Annotated in this window: 14 protein-coding genes; 6 read left to right on the top strand and 8 right to left on the bottom strand. The window is 57.5% G+C overall.

Translation table 11 applies throughout. From position 1 onward, the window contains the following. Positions 1-166: 166 nt before the first annotated feature. From QRN41_RS17050 to QRN41_RS17035, 4 genes are all read right to left on the bottom strand, one after another. The gene (locus QRN41_RS17050) at positions 167-463 is read right to left on the bottom strand and encodes a hypothetical protein (RefSeq protein ID WP_285421874.1); all 297 of its coding nucleotides are present in this window, start codon (positions 461-463) and stop codon (positions 167-169) included. Between the two features lie 12 nt (positions 464-475). Beyond that, the gene (locus QRN41_RS17045) at positions 476-709 is read right to left on the bottom strand and encodes a hypothetical protein (RefSeq protein WP_285421873.1); all 234 of its coding nucleotides are present in this window, start codon (positions 707-709) and stop codon (positions 476-478) included. A gap of 822 nt (positions 710-1,531) precedes the next feature. Further along, a complete protein-coding gene (locus QRN41_RS17040) occupies positions 1,532-2,098 on the bottom strand; it encodes a hypothetical protein (protein ID WP_285421872.1) in 567 nt (188 codons plus the stop codon). A 697-nt stretch (positions 2,099-2,795) separates the two neighbouring features. Continuing rightward, positions 2,796-3,602 (bottom strand): MmyB family transcriptional regulator, encoded by an 807-nt coding sequence (locus QRN41_RS17035; RefSeq protein WP_285421871.1) that lies wholly within the window; start codon positions 3,600-3,602, stop codon positions 2,796-2,798. A gap of 118 nt (positions 3,603-3,720) precedes the next feature. Here QRN41_RS17035 and QRN41_RS17030 point away from each other — a divergent pair, with 118 nt between their 5' ends. Beyond that, on the top strand, positions 3,721-4,080 hold the full coding sequence (locus QRN41_RS17030; protein ID WP_034136509.1) for a hypothetical protein: 360 nt from the start codon (positions 3,721-3,723) through the stop codon (positions 4,078-4,080). 192 nt (positions 4,081-4,272) lie between these two features. Further along, a complete protein-coding gene (locus QRN41_RS17025) occupies positions 4,273-6,402 on the top strand; it encodes a M48 family metallopeptidase (protein WP_285421870.1) in 2,130 nt (709 codons plus the stop codon). Positions 6,403-6,474: 72 nt separating this feature from the next. Here the strand turns inward: QRN41_RS17025 and QRN41_RS17020 are convergent, their stop codons facing one another. The 4 genes from QRN41_RS17020 to QRN41_RS17005 all read right to left on the bottom strand — a co-directional run bounded on the left by QRN41_RS17020 (position 6,475) and on the right by QRN41_RS17005 (position 12,617). Next, a complete protein-coding gene (locus QRN41_RS17020; RefSeq protein ID WP_213632852.1) occupies positions 6,475-7,761 on the bottom strand; it encodes an OprD family porin in 1,287 nt (428 codons plus the stop codon). Between the two features lie 269 nt (positions 7,762-8,030). Continuing rightward, on the bottom strand, positions 8,031-8,243 hold the full coding sequence (locus QRN41_RS17015) for a hypothetical protein (RefSeq protein ID WP_034136507.1): 213 nt from the start codon (positions 8,241-8,243) through the stop codon (positions 8,031-8,033). 237 nt (positions 8,244-8,480) lie between these two features. Further along, positions 8,481-9,587, bottom strand: a complete 1,107-nt coding sequence (gene aguA, locus QRN41_RS17010) for an agmatine deiminase (protein ID WP_040265321.1) — start codon at positions 9,585-9,587, stop codon at positions 8,481-8,483. A 120-nt stretch (positions 9,588-9,707) separates the two neighbouring features. Then, on the bottom strand, positions 9,708-12,617 hold the full coding sequence (locus QRN41_RS17005) for an aminotransferase (protein ID WP_285421869.1): 2,910 nt from the start codon (positions 12,615-12,617) through the stop codon (positions 9,708-9,710). A gap of 149 nt (positions 12,618-12,766) precedes the next feature. On the opposite strand from QRN41_RS17005, the gene rfbB reads away from it, so the two are divergent. The 4 genes from rfbB to rfbD are packed head-to-tail and all read left to right on the top strand — an operon-like array spanning position 12,767 to position 16,141. After that, the gene (gene rfbB, locus QRN41_RS17000) at positions 12,767-13,849 is read left to right on the top strand and encodes a dTDP-glucose 4,6-dehydratase (protein WP_285421868.1); all 1,083 of its coding nucleotides are present in this window, start codon (positions 12,767-12,769) and stop codon (positions 13,847-13,849) included. Next, positions 13,846-14,721 carry a glucose-1-phosphate thymidylyltransferase RfbA gene (gene rfbA, locus QRN41_RS16995; RefSeq protein WP_285421867.1) on the top strand — a complete coding sequence of 292 codons (876 nt, stop codon included), beginning with the start codon at positions 13,846-13,848 and terminating at the stop codon, positions 14,719-14,721. The genes rfbB and rfbA overlap by 4 nt, the downstream gene beginning before the upstream one ends. Next, positions 14,718-15,263: a dTDP-4-dehydrorhamnose 3,5-epimerase gene (rfbC, locus tag QRN41_RS16990; protein ID WP_169868576.1), complete on the top strand. Its 546-nt coding sequence runs from the start codon at positions 14,718-14,720 to the stop codon at positions 15,261-15,263. The genes rfbA and rfbC overlap by 4 nt, the downstream gene beginning before the upstream one ends. After that, positions 15,260-16,141, top strand: a complete 882-nt coding sequence (rfbD, locus tag QRN41_RS16985; RefSeq protein WP_285421866.1) for a dTDP-4-dehydrorhamnose reductase — start codon at positions 15,260-15,262, stop codon at positions 16,139-16,141. Before rfbC ends, rfbD begins: the two co-directional genes overlap by 4 nt. Positions 16,142-16,167 lie beyond the last annotated feature (26 nt).

Below are 16,167 nucleotides of genomic sequence, written 5' to 3'. Positions count from 1 at the left end.
GTACTCTAAAGCTTCCTTAGCACAATCTACGCAAACTAGTTAATTTTCACCTGAAAACAAACTCTGCCAATAGACCGGCGTCAAAGTTACTACGCGCTACGCGCCATAGCGCACGTTAAGAATAGAGCACCAATGCGCCGGCGCTTAGCTAATTTCTCAGCACTGGTTACTCAAGCCGGCACCACCAGGACTGTGCATACGCACATCCGTCAATGTATTCGATACCACTCAAAACGAACCCTGTAGGAGCCATACCAGCCAAAGTCACGTCCAGCAGCCGAGGCAAAGGTTCAGGCTCTAATGGCCACCCCGCCCATATCCGCGCAACATTCGAGCTACGGCCCAACTCGCCGCTAACCTCGCTAGAAACCCGAACGTCCCCCCGAATCGCGCTATATCTCCTTCGCTCCTGAACGGTTAAAGCCACGCCTTTGCAGCGCATAGGAGTAATCAACATGTGCATGAGAAATCCGGCCTATTCGCTGCGCCAGTCATCCAACAAGGCTTCGACGGCATAAGCCAAAGCTCCATCTGCCAGTTCGAGCAGATCACCCAAGCCATCACGACCAATCAGTTGAGCTCGATACAGAGCATTCGCCCCCGCAACCAGCTTTTTATGGTGGAGACCTGGGTGTATGAGGAGCGCTTTCTGATCATTCAACATGGCCATCCAGGCAGCGGTCAGTGTGGTGTCGGGAGAGTCGTTCATTGCCGGTTACCTTCAAAGGATGCCCATATTTACTGTGCGTATATCCAGTATATGAGCCGCATGTCGCGTCAGCTAGCTCATCCGACGAAGTGCTGGCGGTCTAATGGCCTCAGAATTTTTGACCGCGAAGAAAAATTCGGCAGGAAAGCACTTTTCCCCCTCCCGCCAGCGAGGTAAGCATGTTTTTTTTGTGAAAATTTCCGCGTGATGAAACTTGGCCTCCAGAGCAACCAGCTTCGGGCTCCGGCGATTTATCGGGTGATTTCCCGCAGTGAGAGGTTTGGAAAGAGAACGACCGCAGCTTACCGGCGCGGTCAGAGAGCGTTCAAATCGCTTACTTTTTCTTGCCGCATCAAGCAGCAACGAGAGGGAGATCAGATACAAAATCCCCGTCATTTTTCCGTCCAAACTCCGTCCAATTTATCGAAGAATATATCCGGCACATACACGCAGACGATCAATAAGAGCCTCTGTTTCTGCGGAAGCCTCTAATGGATACAGCACTTTTGTTAGGACTTGTAATCAGTAGGTCCCGGGTTCGACTCCTGGTGCCGGCACCATATCTCAAAGCCCCGCAATGCGGGGCTTTGTGGTTTCTGGGGTTTGGGAGACGGCGAAAATCCTATGTCTCGTTTTCGTCAAAACGTCCACAAAACGTCCACGCTCATTTTTTGAATCGGTTTTTCATACGCTGCCACCGGGACAATGGCAGAAAGCGCACCTAACCGCGGAGAAGAAAGGGGTCTGACCTCGCTTTTACTGTGCAATGCAGCAAGCGCCTGAATACAAGTCTCAATCTTTAATTTAGAAAATTGACTAACTTTACACAGCGCCATCAAGCATACGCCTGTAACTCTCCACCAAAACACTGTCAAGAACTATAGGCGCTGCCTTGCCGTATATTTCATACGCCTCGTACCGCATCAGAATCATATCTCTACGCCAGTAGTCAAACGCTTGAAAATTTTTCACATCATCAAGTGTCAACATATTGAACTCTTTAAAGGCAGGAAATTCCAAGGCTTCTTTATCATTCGCCATAAGTGCCTTCGTCAATCCATCAACAACCAACGAAAGCCTTCTCATTCTTTCCTGCCGCGCAGGCCGCTTTCTTTTAAGGTGATCTAAAACCGTCAGACCAGATAGACTCGTTACAAGATTCATATCAATAACTTCTTCCCCTTCATCACGAGCCACTTTGAACGTTTTGGTCGTCATATCATAAGACTTAAGCACACCAACGATGAAGTAACTTTTCATATTATCGGCGGCCGATACATATTGGACCTTACATTCATTCCCCACGCCAATACCCTTAAACATGTTCTCTACAGCGGAATCAGAAACGGTATTTGACTGGGATCCTTTTTGATTTTCAACAAATGGCATGATCAATCTCCGATAAAAAATATTCGTCACTGGGCAAGTGACGACTCATCAAAAAGATTAATTCATAGGCACCCCCTCTACACCTGTGAAAAGTAACAGTCATTAATACCAATATGCTTTCAAAACAGATTTAATCATTACTAAAACCTCTATCAAAAGAGATTTTCGCAATCAAAGTCATTCGGCCACATTCATTTTCCAGCCTGAGCCTTTATCAATAAGCAAGGCTTCATTCACTTGAAACATTGTCTGATCGGCCATCTCATTAATCATATAATCCGATCAATCTTCTCCACACCCCCAAACCGCGCAGCATTTTCCGGCATGTAACCCGACAGCGGCATTACTGGTTAAGTTCATTCATCCCGGGCGAATACATGTATCTCAAAACACATCAAATCTACTTTGTACTAATTGAGTCGGAAAAGTCCGAACCCCGTGCCCGTCCTTCCCCCCCTACAAACTCTCTAGCACCGAGTTTTAAGCAAGATTACAAACAGCGATAATTAAGGCGCCTTGCATGAAATTGGATAGTTGCGTCAACAGCTCATTTCGGCGCCGGGAAATAGGCTCATTCAGGGGGAGTAGAAAAGATCGGCAGACGCGGCTGGAAAATTCATCCTCCGCCCGCTTTAACTGGCGCACTAAGCGTCTGGCTAACAACCCCTAGAATGTATTGAACCGAAGATAAGGGGCATCAGCGTTTCAATTGTTCATAGGCTCGGCCCATGACTTCCCAGGTTCTCGCATCAGCAGGAATCAGATGCTCAATACGCAGCGACTCCATAGTAATGTCGAGAGGCATGCCAAATGTTGTGAAAGTTGACATGAATTTCAGTTCCCCCTGCCTTGAGTCGATACGTGTCAGCACTAACGGAGGCGGTTCGTTTGCCAACGTGGAAGCCTCTTGAGGCGCGGGGAGGCTTTTCAGAAGCGTCGAGAGCCCTGGGTTGCTCAGGGCCTCTCTAGCGGCCCTTTGCCAGGCAATCAATCTGATTTCCTCGGCATTGCTCAGATGATCGCCCAACCCTTCAGGCTCCAGCAGCGTTACCAAAAGATTTAGGCCAATCGCCGCATCGGTACTCAGACCGACCAGTTCGAACAACACTCCAGCGCTGGCGTTGGCGGCCAATATCTCCCACTGACTCCCCAAGACAATCGCTGGTGCGGGGTTGTTGGCATGAAGGAGATGAGTAATAGCGTCACGAACAGCCTCCATGCTTGGCGAGGAAAGAGGTGTCGCTTCGTAGCGCGGTGCGTAACCACTGGCGAGAAAGACACTGTTGCAGAGCTCTAGAGGCGCATTGAGTGCCATAAGTACGTTATGCAGGGTGCCGGGGCTTGGCTTGGCGCGCCCTGTCTCAATGCAGCTGAGATGGCGCTGAGAAATACCCGACATCAAGGCGAGGTCGAGTTGGCTCAATTTCGCCTGACGTCGCAGTTGCCGCAACTGCTCACTTGCGGTGATGGAGGGTGTCGTTCGAGAAAAAGATCGGGGGCTCATTGTTCGACTCTGACGGCGCGAGTTGGCTGAGTCCATGACCTGTGAGGTCATTGATCTCGTCGTGACAATATCACTACCTTGTCAGCGTTGATCATCGCTTGTTGCTCAAGGAGGACAAATGAACAGACCCTACCTCTCGCTTTCCACGTTGGTGATTTTTTCAATGTATACAGCGGGTACTATGTTCGTTGCCGATCAATCGCTGATCGACTTCGGCCGGGAGTTAATATCCAGCCCGGACACTGCCCAAGTAGTTATTGACCTTTATCTGCTCGGCGTCCTCGCCTGCATCTGGATGTATCGAGACGCTCGTTCCAAAGGCCGATCTGCGGTCTCTCTTGTGCCTTACTTTCTAATAACGGCAGTCTTCGTATCGATTGGCCCATTGCTTTACATCGTTATCAACGGATTCGCCAAGAAGAAGCTGCCTGCGGATAGCACCGGTTACAGCATCAATAATTCGCGCAATTTCGACTAAGAGAAATGAAGAGGAAGTCCGTTGGCGTTTGGCAATTCCTGTGTTTTCAGATATCCGGCCGTGGGGGCTGCTGATCGATATGCATAAGGGCTTCGGTCAGCGAGGTGACCGCCAGACGTGTACAAAGCACTTTGCCCACCCCCAACACTTTTGGGTATAACCAACATCCCCAAGCGTCCCGAACGAATTCCCATGAACGCTCTAAAACTCGTCGCTCTTTTGGTGATTTTCCCGCTGCTGTTGGCCGCCCTGGGTAACTGGGAGCGTCAGCGCGCGGAGGAGATGAGCAATGCGATGATCGATTACCACAGCAATGTGAGCATTGCGAAACAGCAACTGCGGGCGCTGGCGGCGAGGAACCCTATGGCCAGTGTCGATCTGCCGAATGAGAAGATCAGCGTGCAGTTGGCGCTCTCGCGCCTGGAAAAGATCGAAGCGGAGTTACCCACGGCTCATCGGGTGAATCGGGCGATGCGTGTGTTGGCACCGTGGGTGGTGGGGTTCGGTTTGCTGGCGGCGGTGATCGGCCTGGCGGCGTTGGCCGGGACGCACTGGGCGGGGCGGCGGGCGTTGCAATCGCGAGAAACATTACTACGTGTGTTCACCCAAGGCAGTCGGTTGTTGCCCTATGGGCTGGTGAGCCATGTGGTGGCGATGGCGGCGGCAGTGGCGCTAGCCTTGTGCTTCGAAGGCTTGGGGATGTGGCATGTAGGCCGGTTGGGCAGTGGTGAAGTCAAGTTGATGGCGGTGCTGGGGGTGGTTGCGGCGTTCTGCCTGTATTCCATCTGGCTGCTGCTGCGGCAATTGCGCCACATGCTGGTGATGTTCACGCCGGCGCCCATGGAGATTTTCGCGCGGGAAGTTACGCCCGTACAGGCTCCAGGTTTATGGCGCCAGGTGAGTGAATTGGCGGGGCGGCTCGGTGCTTTGCCGCCCGACCATATCGTGGTGAGCTTGGCCCAAGGCTTTTACGTCACTTCCAGCGACGCCACGTTGCTGCCGGCGCACTCCTCGCTGCATGGGCGGACGTTGCATGTGCCGTTGCCGTACCTGGGGCTGCTGGATCCGGCGGAAATCAATGCCGTGATTGGTCATGAGCTGGCGCACTTTGTGGGGCAGGACACGGAGTACAGCCTGCGTTTTCTGCCGATCTACGATGGGGTCAATCGCAGCCTGGAGGCGCTGCAAGAGACATTGCTGGCCAGTGACTTGATCCAAGGGTGGCTGATGCGTCCGTCGTTTCTGTTCGGGGTGTTTTTCATACAGCGCTTCGACCACGCGGTGAACCATTGGAGTCGCGAGCGCGAACTGCTGGCCGATGCCGCCGGCGCGCGGTTGGCCGGTAATGGGGCGGCAGCCTCGGCCTTGCTGCGCGTTTCGGTGTTGCAACCGCACCTAGAGGACGCGTTGATCACGTTGTGCGAGACGGCGTCGACAGCAGACCTGACCCAGGGCCTGCTGATTGCATTACGCGAACAAGCCTTGCAACTACCGCCTGACGCACTGGACATTCACCAACCACACCCAACCGACTCCCACCCTTCCAACGGCGAACGCCTGCAAGCCCTGAACGTGTCGCTGGATGAGACCACGCGCAACGCTACCCGCGCGGTGGATGTCGAGGCGGCGCAGGCGCAGTTGGCGGTTTTTTTCAGTTCGGTGTCAGCGCTTAGCGAACAGCTGTCCGACGACTTGATCCAGGCCGTGGTCGCCGAAGACGAGGCACAAACCGAACTGCTGGAAACGCTGGCCGCTTCCGCTCAGGGCGAACACGCCTTACACGAGGGTGGCCGGCGGCGCGCCCTGATCACGACGGTACTGGCGGCGCCGTTTGTGGTGCTCGGGCTGCTGATCATGAGTCTGCCTTGGCTCGATCCATCGCGCGTGAAAGGCACGCCGCTGTCGACCTTCGGTGCCGGCGGGGCCATCGCCAGCATCGCGCTGATCTTTGTGTGGCTGGGCGTGCGCCGTTACAAACGCGCGCCGCAGATCGCGCTGCGGCTCACGCCGGAGCATTTTGTGTTTGCCAACCTGGCGCAACCGCTGCCGATCGAGCATATCGCCAATGTGTCGCTGCAACCGATTCAAGGCATCTGGCTCACGCTTGAACTGACGGACGAAGCACCGCTGCCCGAACTGCGCAAAGCGGCGTTCGGCGTGCCGGGGGTGCGACTCAATAAGAAGAAGCGCCTGGTGGTGTTGCAGATGGCGCAGTTGTGCATCGATAACCGAAAGATCGCGCCTTACGAAGGGCTGTCGCTGATAACCGATTACGTGAATGCGTCGCTGGCGCGCAGCATCTTGCAAAGCCGTCAGGACTGATCGGCGCCTATAAAAAAACCCCGAACCAGTCGGGGTTTTTATCGCCTGACATCAGGCGCAACGTGCGGTCAATCAGAACACGTTGATTGGGTAGTCGGCGAACAGACGCAGTTCGTTACCGCCCACGTTGTAGTTGCTGGCGTTGTTGGAGACGCGCAACCAGGACGCACGAGCGCGCAGGCTCAGGTCTTTGGCCGGGCCGCTCTGAACGACGTACTTGAACTGGTTGAAGATTTCCCGCTCGGTGCCATCGCCACGGTTGGAGCCGTCATCGATGTTGGTGCCGCGTACGTAGGCCACGTTGTAGGTCAGGCCAGGCACGCCGAAGGTGCTGAAGTCCAGGCCGTAACCGACCTGCCAGGAGCGCTCGTCCTTGCCGTTGAAGTCGGACCAGTAGGAGTTGGCCAGCAGGATGGTGTTGCCGCCGTCACCGATGCCGCCATCGTTGCGGTAGCCGCCGTACAGGTAGCCAGTGTCGCCAGTGCTGCGCTGGTGAGCGACGGTGAAGCTGTGCGGACCAACGGCCCAGGTAGCGCCCAGGCTCCAGATCTTGTTGTCGCGAGCATCTTCGTCACCTTGGTTTTGCAGGGCGAAGCTCTTGTCCAACTTGGTTTTGTAGCCGTTGAAGTCAAAGGTCAGCGACTGTTTCTCTGGCAGGGCCAGCACGTAGTTGACGTTGACGTATTGCTTTTTCAGCACGTCCTGCATGTCGGAGGCATACAGCGCGGCCGACAGGCTTTCGGTGAATTTGTAGCTACCGCCAATGTAATCGATGCTTTTCAGACGGCCGCTGTCGGTACCTTCAGCACTCTTGCGCGCTTCCTTGGTGAAATGACCGGCGTCCAGTTGCAGGCCTTCGATCTCTTTGGAAACGATCGAGGTGCCGGTATAGGTTTCGGACAACAGGCGGGAGTTGTCGTAGGCCAGAACCGGGACGTTAGGGAACTGATCACCGTACTTGAGCACGGTGTTGGACACCCGGAACTTCACGGCAGCGCCGCCTTTGGCCAGGTCGTCTGCGGCCGAGCCGCTATCGCCTTGCTTAAAGAAGTCGATGCCGCCAGCGCCGCTGCGGCCTTTACCGCCGTCCAAGCGAATAGCGTACTGACCGATCACGTCCACACCCACGCCGACGGTGCCCTGGGTGAAGCCGGACTCGAATTTACCGATGAAACCCTGGCCCCACTCGGCTTTGTCTTGCTTGCCGTTTTTGTAGTCACGGCTGATGTAGGCGTTACGTGCGGCGATATTCAGGTGGCTATCTTCGACAAAACCCTTGGATTGGTCTTGGTCGTTGGCCATTGCTGTCGATGCGCTCAAAATCCCCAGAGCGATCAGACTCATCCGTTGCTTCAACATGTTCTTGTATTCCTTATTACGGGTTGAGTACGCGCTGTGATACCAGGCTCCATGTCGCTTTCTGATATCGACTTTTTCCAGAAAAAAGAAAGCCCGCGGACGACTGAACATGCCGCGGGCCTTTTTTTATTGGAAGAGTCATGGCGGTTAGCCACAGGCGTTGGGCGCAATCCTAGTCGCGCGTTGAACTATGTGTCAATTTCGCGAATCGTCTGTATTTAGGCGAAATAATTCTAAGGAGATGCTGATGACATGTCTAAAAACGACAACTAATTGCGCATCACCTCGCACAGCGCGTGCACTTCATCCTCACTGAACAACCCCTGCGGGTAGCGTTCACTCAATACACTGCGCAGGTCGGGTTGCCTGACCTGCCGCGCGCTGTTTTCCTTCAACCAGAGCGCCAGGGCATGGATGGCGTCACTGTCGACCCGGGAAGGATGAAGCGGGCGCGCGCGCATGGGGTTGATTTCGACGTTCATTTCAGCGCTCTCTCCGACTGCGTGAGCGGCTAACTTACTCAAGGTTTATGACAGAACTGCGCAGTCATCACCTTGGGCCACTGCTATGGCAAAACCGATACAAGAGCTATGCCAATGCGCCAGATTCAGGGGCCTGCGCGCACAAAAAAGCCCGCGGGCTAGTAAGGCCGCGGGCTTGCCTTGGACGCTGGAGGCGCGTAGCGCCAGGTCGTCGTTAAAGCGCTGTTACAACCGCACTCAGTTTTTATGCGGCGCAGGCTGCTGTTGAGTCAGGCAGTGAATATTGCCACCACCCAGTAACAATTCACGACCCGGCACCATCACCACTTCATGTTGCGGGAAGAGGTCCTGCAGGATGCGCTTGGCTTCAAGGTCGAGCGGATCGTCGAAGCTCGGCGCGATGATGCCGCCGTTGACGATCAGGAAGTTGACGTAGGAACCCGCCAACCGCACGGTCGGATTACGCTCCTGGGAACCGTCCACCGGGTCGACCCCGGCGCACTCTTCTTCGGTGGCATACAAGGGCCCCGGAATCGGCATTTTGTGCACTGTAAACGAGCGGCCCTGGGCATCGGTGCTGCGTTGCAGGACGTCCATGGCGGCATGGCAGCGCGCGTAGTTCGGGTCTTGTGGGTCATCGGTCCAGGCCAGCAATACTTCGCCCGGGCGCACGTAGCAGCAGAAGTTATCCACATGGCCATCGGTTTCGTCGTTGAACAGGCCGTCCGGCAACCAGATGATTTTATCCACCGCCAGATTGGCGCTCAGCACCGCCTCGATCTCGGCGCGGTCGAGGTGCGGGTTACGATTGCGGTTGAGCAGGCATTCTTCGGTGGTGATCAGGGTGCCTTCGCCATCAACGTGGATCGAACCACCCTCCAGCACAAAACCTTCGGTGCGGTAACGGGGGGCGCGCTCGATCTCAAGGATTTTGCCGCCTACTTGTGTGTCACGGTTCCACGGCGCGTAGAGGCCGCCGTCGAAACCGCCCCAAGCGTTGAAATCCCAATTGACGCCGCGCACTTCGCCGCTGTTGTTGATCACGAATGTCGGGCCGGTGTCCCGCACCCAAGCGTCATCGCTGGACATTTCCACCACGCGAATATTCGGCACATCCAAACGCGCCCGCGCGTTTTCATATTGGCCGGCGGACACGCACACCGTCACCGGCTCGAACCGCGCAATGGCCTTGGCCACGGCCACATGGGCCGCCTGCGCCGGCTTGCCACCCAGGCGCCAGTTGTCCGGGCGCTCAGGCCAGATCATCCAGGTCTGGGTCTGTGGCGCCCATTCGGCGGGCATATGGAAGCCATCGGCGCGGGGAGTGCTGTGCAAAGTGGTCATGGCGTTCGGTGCTCCGAAGGGGTGATGGCCGACTTTATAACGGATAAAAATCGGCTTTAAAAGCAGTTAAGAGGCTTTAGCTTGAAGCATCCGGCCTCATTATCGATAAGAATCGACTATTTATAACTGTTCATCGAGCACCTTCGACAGCATGTCGACGAAGAAATCCACGCTGCTGCGGGAAGTGACCATCGGTGGTTTGATCTTGAGGATGTTCAGATAATCACCGGTAGGCTGCATGAAAATGCCCAACTCCCGTAAGCGGTCGCACAGTATTTTGGTTTCCTCGGTGGCAGGCTCCAGGGTATGCCGGTCGCGAACCAGTTCCAGGCCAAGGTAGAAACCGGACCCATGCACCGCGCCGACCAACGGGTGACGCTCGATCAGGGCTTCCAGGCGAGCTTTGAAATGCCCACCGACCACTTGGGCGTTTTCCCACAGCTTTTCTTCTTCCATCACATCCAGCACTGCCATGCCGATCCGGCAACTTACCGGGCTGCCGCCAGAAGACGAGAAGAAGTAGCCTTCAGCCTCCAACGCTTCGGCGATTTCGCGGCGAGTGATCACGGCCCCCAGTGGCTGGCCGTTGCCCATGCCTTTGGCCATGGTGATGATGTCGGGCACCACGCCCTGCTCCTCGAAGCCCCAGAAGAACCGCCCCATGCGCCCATAACCGACTTGCACTTCATCGGCGATGCACACGCCGCCCTGGGCGCGCACCAGGCCATACACTTGTTGCAGATAGCCCGGCGGCAGCGAGATGCCACCGGCGTTGCCATACACCGGTTCGCAGATAAAGCCTGCCAGTTGGCGTTTGCTGGCGGCGATTTTCGCCAGGTTGTGCTCCACGCTGCGTACGTAGTCCGGGGCACTGTCCTGCCCACGGAACTCACCGCGATAGGTGTTGGGCGCCGTCACTGGGTGCACCCAGTCCGGACGACTGCTCAAGGCCTGGGGGTTATCGGCAATCGAGGTGGACACCGCGTCCGCCGCCACCGACCAGCCGTGGTACGCCTCCAGTACGCTGAGCATGTCGCGCCCGCCGCTGTAGGCCCAGGCCAGGCGAATGGCCAGGTCGTTGGCTTCGGTGCCGCTGTTGACCAGAAAAACACGGTCCATGCCCGCCGGCGCCAAGGCCAACAGGCGTTCGGAAAACTCCGTGACGGCGGCATAGTGAAAGCGTGAGTTGGTGTTGAGCAGCGACCATTGCCGCGCCGCCACCGCAGCCATGCGCGGATGCCCATGGCCGAGCACCGCCACGTTGTTGAGCATGTCCAGGTAGGAACGCCCCTGCATGTCGATCAGGTGGTTGCGCCAGCCCCGCTCGATACGCGGCGGATCGGTGTAATAGTGCTTTTGCGAGCGCGCAAAACTGGCGTCGCGGCGAGCCAGCAGAGCGTGAGCGTCCAGTTCAGGCTCGGCGTCGCAAGCCAGCCCCAGCACAGCAGCAGGCGACGGGCAGAGGATTTGCCAGGCCGATGCGCGCGAAGGCGTGCAAAACAGCGGCGGTTCGAGATCGGCGCGGCACAGTTGTACGGTCAGCGGCGCTTGAACCTCGCCAAACACTTGCCCTTTGACCAGCAGCGCACCCGGTTTGAGGGAGGGTTTGACCCCCATCAAGCGAACGCTCGACTCGACGCCCTGCAGGCTCACGACCCCATCAGCGTCCTGGTGCAATGTACCGGCGAAAGGCGCTTCCAGCACCGTGCCGTGGGGCACATGCAGCTCGACGTGCAGGGGAAAGGTCTCCGGCTCGGCGGCGCTGTCAGGGACGGTGCGCGACAGCCGATATTGCCCGTAGCGGCTGGCCGCCAACCCGTGAACTGCTGCTGCTTCGTCCAGCAGCCTGCGATCGACACCGGGTGTCTCCCAATTGCCAGCCTCGAAATGCGGGCTGAGCACCCCGAGGTCGATCAACGCAAATTCGCGACCGACCAGCTCCGGTAACAGTGGGGCAAAATCCTGGCTGGCGATGGGCATCGGCGTTTCGCCAACGCTGCTCAAAATCGCCGTTTCCATCAGTTCGAACGGCACCGAGGTCGCCACATGGAAGATTTCCCACTCATGCTCGGCATTTTTCAGCAGGTAGCTGTTATCCGGGTCCAAGCGCTGCTGCTGCTCACTGCTCAGCACCAGCACCGCCGCCCGCGCAACGATCAGCGGCCACAGCACCTGTAACTCTTCGCGTTGCAAAGGGGTCACGGCATGGCAGGCCTGGATCGCCGGCAAAATCGCAAAGGGGTCGCCTTCGGCATGGTGCAGCAGGGCCGCGCAAGTCACCGACAGATCAGCGATGCGCCAGGTGTGAACCAGATCGCCGAAGTCGATCACCCCTTGGATGTGCCAATGACGCTGGGCATCGCGCTGCCACAGCACGTTGTCATCGGTGATATCCATGTGAACGGCTTGCCACGGCAGGCGCTCGGCCAAAGGGCGAATTCGGGCTTGAACCTGCGCGGCCACGCGCTCCAACGCGTCACGGTGCGGGAGGCGTTCCAGGCTGGTCAGCAGGTGGGTGATCAGTTCCGGAGCATGGCGCGGGTCCCACTGCAGCGTGCGCTCAAGGCCCCCATGCTCGAACGGCGCGAGCGCCAGGCTCATGCGGCCGCACAGGTCACCGAACCCGGCTATCACCTCGCGACCCAAGTGCGGCATGTGGGTCAACGGCTGGCCGTCGAGATAGTCCAGCAGCCGCAAATGCAGGGTTTGCCCGCCGATGGTCAAGGTGAGCAACTCATCGCCAGCCAGGGTCTTGATGACCTTAGGCACACGCACCTCGGCGTGCGCCTGCAGGTGACCCAGCGCCGCGTGCTGAGCCTGCAGCTCCAACGCCGCGTAGTCACCCCGGCAGATTTTCAGAACAAACCGCCCATGGGGGGTGTCGACTCTGTAATTGAGGTCTTGCTGGCTGCCCAGCGACTGCAAAGTGCCAGCAAGGCCATAGTGCTGCGCCAAGAGTTGAGTGGCCTGATCGAGGCCTACTTGCGGGCAAGGTAGACTGGCGCGATGGATCAACGTGGCGAGCAGCATGGTCAGAGCCTCTGATTTTTAGGCGTGTATATCGCCATTGTTTTGGGGGGTTAAGCAACCCCCACGCGTGTCGCACTTGCGCTGCCAAGCATCACAACCCAAGCTATGCCCCATTTGCTCTATGTCCGTCTAAGGAAAAGGCCCCTGACATGCGTATTCTCATCACCGGCGGAGCCGGTTTTATTGGCTCAGCCTTGATTCGTCATCTGATTCAAAATACTGATCACGAAGTGCTCAACCTCGACAAACTCACCTACGCTGGCAACCTGGAGTCGCTGACCAGCATCGCCTCCAACAGCCGCTATGAGTTTGTCCAGGCCGATATCATCGACCAGGCCACCGTCAGCGCCGTGCTGGCACGCTTCGAGCCCCATGCGATCATGCACCTGGCCGCCGAGTCCCATGTCGACCGTTCGATTGACGGTCCGTCGGATTTTATCCAGACCAATATCGTCGGCACCTACAGCCTGCTCGAAGCCGCCCGTGCCTACTGGCATACGCTGACCGAGCCGGCCAAAAGCGCCTTTCGCTTTCATCACATTTCTACCGATGAAGTGTATGGCGACCTGCACGGCGTGGATGACCTGTTCACCGAAACCACGCCCTACGCTCCCAGCTCGCCCTACTCAGCCAGCAAGGCCGCATCCGACCACTTGGTGCGCGCCTGGCACCGTACCTACGGCCTGCCTGTGCTGCTGACCAACTGTTCGAACAACTACGGCCCGTTCCATTTCCCCGAAAAGCTGATTCCGCTGGTGATCCTCAATGCCCTCGCGGGCAAGCCATTGCCGGTCTACGGTGATGGTTTGCAGGTGCGGGACTGGCTGTTCGTCGAAGACCACGCCCGCGCTCTATTGAAAGTGGTCACCGAAGGTGTGGTCGGCGAGACCTACAACATCGGCGGCCATAACGAACAAAAGAACATCGACGTGGTGCGCGGTATCTGCTCCCTGCTGGAAGAACTGGCGCCGCAACGGCCCGCAGGCGTCGCGCAATTCACCGACCTGATCACTTTCGTCAAGGATCGGCCAGGTCACGACCAACGCTACGCGATCGACGCCAGCAAGATCGAACGCGAACTGGGCTGGGTTCCGGAAGAAACCTTCGAAACCGGTCTGCGCAAAACCGTGCAGTGGTACCTCGATAACCTGGAATGGTGCCGCAGGGTCCAGGACGGCAGTTATCAGGGCGAACGATTGGGCAACACCGACACGAAGGATCTGATTGCATGATGAAGGGAATCGTATTGGCCGGTGGCTCCGGCACGCGCTTGCACCCCATTACCCTGGGTGTGTCCAAACAGCTGTTACCGGTGTACGACAAGCCGATGATCTACTATCCCATCTCAGTGCTGATGCTGGCGGGGATCAAGGACATCCTGGTGATTTCAACCCCGGTGGACTTGCCGCAATACCGCAACCTGCTTGGCGACGGCAGCCAGTTCGGCGTGCGGTTCAGTTACGCCGAACAGCCTTCTCCGGATGGCCTGGCGCAGGCGTTTATCATCGGCGAAGAGTTTATCGGTGACGACCCGGTCTGCTTGATCCTGGGCGACAACATTTTCCATGGCCAGCACTTCGGCGATCAATTGCGCACAGCCGCCAATCGCCCGTCCGGAGCGACTGTATTCGGCTATTGGGTCAAAGACCCGGAGCGCTTCGGCGTGATCGACTTCGACAACGAAGGCCGCGCCCTCTCAATCGAAGAAAAACCCGCCAAGCCGAAGTCCAGCTACGCCGTGACCGGCCTGTATTTCTACGACAACGATGTGATCAAGATCGCCAAGGCGGTCAAGCCTTCGCCTCGCGGTGAACTGGAGATCACTGACGTCAACAACGCGTACCTGCAGCGTGGAGATCTGCATGTGGAACGCTTTGGGCGTGGCTTTGCCTGGCTCGACACGGGCACCCATGACAGCTTGCTCGAAGCCTCGACGTACGTGCAGACCATCGAACATCGCCAAGGTCTGAAAGTCGCTTGCCTTGAAGAAATTGCCTATGAGAACGGCTGGATCGACCGAGATTATCTGCTTGAGCGAGCCAAGTATTTTGGCAAAACCGGTTACGGCCAGTATTTGTTCACACTCGCCAAGGATTCTAAATGAATGTAACCGCCACTGAGCTGCCCGGTGTCTTGATCATCGAACCAAAGGTGTTTGGCGATGAACGCGGCTTCTTTTATGAGAGTTTCAATGCCCGGGATTTCGCCCAGGCTACAGGATTGCAACTGCAATTCGTGCAGGACAACCATTCCCGTTCGCAAAAAGGCGTGTTGCGAGGCCTGCATTATCAGATCGAACATGCCCAAGGTAAGTTGGTGCGTGTGACGGCAGGCGAAGTATTGGACGTGGCAGTAGATATCCGCCGCAGCTCGCCGAATTTTGGTAAGTGGGTCAGCGTGCGCCTGTCAGCCGATAACAATCGTCAACTATGGATACCTCCTGGATTCGCTCATGGCTTTGTAGTGCTCAGCGACTACGCGGAGTTCCTCTACAAAACCACGGACTACTATACCCCGCAGGCCGAGCGCTGCATTCGCTGGGACGACAGCGAGCTCAACATCGATTGGCAGTTGAGCAGTCCGCCGACCCTGTCCACCAAGGACCAGAACGGCGTGCGGTTTAATGAGGCCGAAGTGTTTCCATGAACAGCGCCCTAAAAATCCTCATCACCGGCCAACACGGCCAAGTCTCCCAGGCTCTGCAGCAGCGTCTGCCCCCGCTCGGCGAACTGATCGTGCTGGGTCGCGAGCAACTGGACCTGACCAACGTCGACCAAATCCGCCAGCAGGTCCGTGCCCACCGCCCCGGCCTGATCATCAACGCCGCCGCCCACACGGCGGTCGACCAGGCCGAAAGCGAGCCGGAGGTGGCCTTCGCCATCAATGCCATCGCCCCCGGCATTCTGGCTGAGGAGGCCAAGGCCCTGGGCGCGCCGCTGATCCACTACTCCACCGACTACGTGTTCGACGGCAGCAAACCGGCGCCGTACACCGAGGCCGATACGCCGAACCCGTTGGGGATGTATGGCCAAAGCAAGCTCGCCGGCGAGCAGGCGATTGCGGCAGTGGGAGGCGAGCATCTGATTCTGCGCACCAGTTGGGTGTATTCCAACCACGGCAAGAACTTCCTGCTGACCATGCAACGCCTGCTGCAGGAAAAGCCGCAGATGCGCATCGTCGCCGACCAGATCGGTGCGCCGACCTGGGCCGGCACCATCGCCGACAGCACTCGCGCCCTGATCGAACATTGGCAGGCTGGGGCCGCCGGCGCGTGGGGGGTGTATCACCTGACGGCCCAAAGCGAAACGTCGTGGTTCGGCTTTGCCCAAGCCATCGGCGAGCATCTGCGGGCCACCGGCAAAGCCTGCGCCGAGCTGGAGGCCATCCCTTCCAGCGCTTACCCGACACCCGCCAAACGCCCGCTGAACTCGCGTTTGGACTGCAGCCGCTTGCAGCAACAGTGGCATGTCGCCCAACCGCATTGGCTGGACGCACTGCGCGAGTGTCTTGCACAGCCGCACTAGGCATAATGCGCCTGTACCCCCAGGCG

Origin of the sequence: Pseudomonas sp. efr-133-TYG-23 (genome assembly GCF_030209215.1) — a bacterium.
GTDB classification, from domain to species: Bacteria; Pseudomonadota; Gammaproteobacteria; order Pseudomonadales; family Pseudomonadaceae; genus Aquipseudomonas; species Aquipseudomonas rhodesiae.
The sequence above is the reverse complement of the archived record's forward strand: the minus strand, read 5'-3'. Positions and strand labels throughout refer to the sequence as shown.

What these genes read in the sequence shown, in the direction of transcription:
- QRN41_RS17050 (WP_285421874.1), bottom strand. Translation starts at nt 463, where the DNA reads ATGCACATGTTGATTACTCCTATGCGCTGCAAAGGCGTGGCTTTAACC.
- QRN41_RS17045 (WP_285421873.1), bottom strand. Translation starts at nt 709, where the DNA reads ATGAACGACTCTCCCGACACCACACTGACCGCTGCCTGGATGGCCATG.
- QRN41_RS17040 (WP_285421872.1), bottom strand. Translation starts at nt 2,098, where the DNA reads ATGCCATTTGTTGAAAATCAAAAAGGATCCCAGTCAAATACCGTTTCT.
- QRN41_RS17035 (WP_285421871.1), bottom strand. Translation starts at nt 3,602, where the DNA reads ATGAGCCCCCGATCTTTTTCTCGAACGACACCCTCCATCACCGCAAGT.
- QRN41_RS17030 (WP_034136509.1), top strand. Translation starts at nt 3,721, where the DNA reads ATGAACAGACCCTACCTCTCGCTTTCCACGTTGGTGATTTTTTCAATG.
- QRN41_RS17025 (WP_285421870.1), top strand. Translation starts at nt 4,273, where the DNA reads ATGAACGCTCTAAAACTCGTCGCTCTTTTGGTGATTTTCCCGCTGCTG.
- QRN41_RS17020 (WP_213632852.1), bottom strand. Translation starts at nt 7,761, where the DNA reads ATGTTGAAGCAACGGATGAGTCTGATCGCTCTGGGGATTTTGAGCGCA.
- QRN41_RS17015 (WP_034136507.1), bottom strand. Translation starts at nt 8,243, where the DNA reads ATGAACGTCGAAATCAACCCCATGCGCGCGCGCCCGCTTCATCCTTCC.
- aguA (WP_040265321.1), bottom strand. Translation starts at nt 9,587, where the DNA reads ATGACCACTTTGCACAGCACTCCCCGCGCCGATGGCTTCCATATGCCC.
- QRN41_RS17005 (WP_285421869.1), bottom strand. Translation starts at nt 12,617, where the DNA reads ATGCTGCTCGCCACGTTGATCCATCGCGCCAGTCTACCTTGCCCGCAA.
- rfbB (WP_285421868.1), top strand. Translation starts at nt 12,767, where the DNA reads ATGCGTATTCTCATCACCGGCGGAGCCGGTTTTATTGGCTCAGCCTTG.
- rfbA (WP_285421867.1), top strand. Translation starts at nt 13,846, where the DNA reads ATGATGAAGGGAATCGTATTGGCCGGTGGCTCCGGCACGCGCTTGCAC.
- rfbC (WP_169868576.1), top strand. Translation starts at nt 14,718, where the DNA reads ATGAATGTAACCGCCACTGAGCTGCCCGGTGTCTTGATCATCGAACCA.
- rfbD (WP_285421866.1), top strand. Translation starts at nt 15,260, where the DNA reads ATGAACAGCGCCCTAAAAATCCTCATCACCGGCCAACACGGCCAAGTC.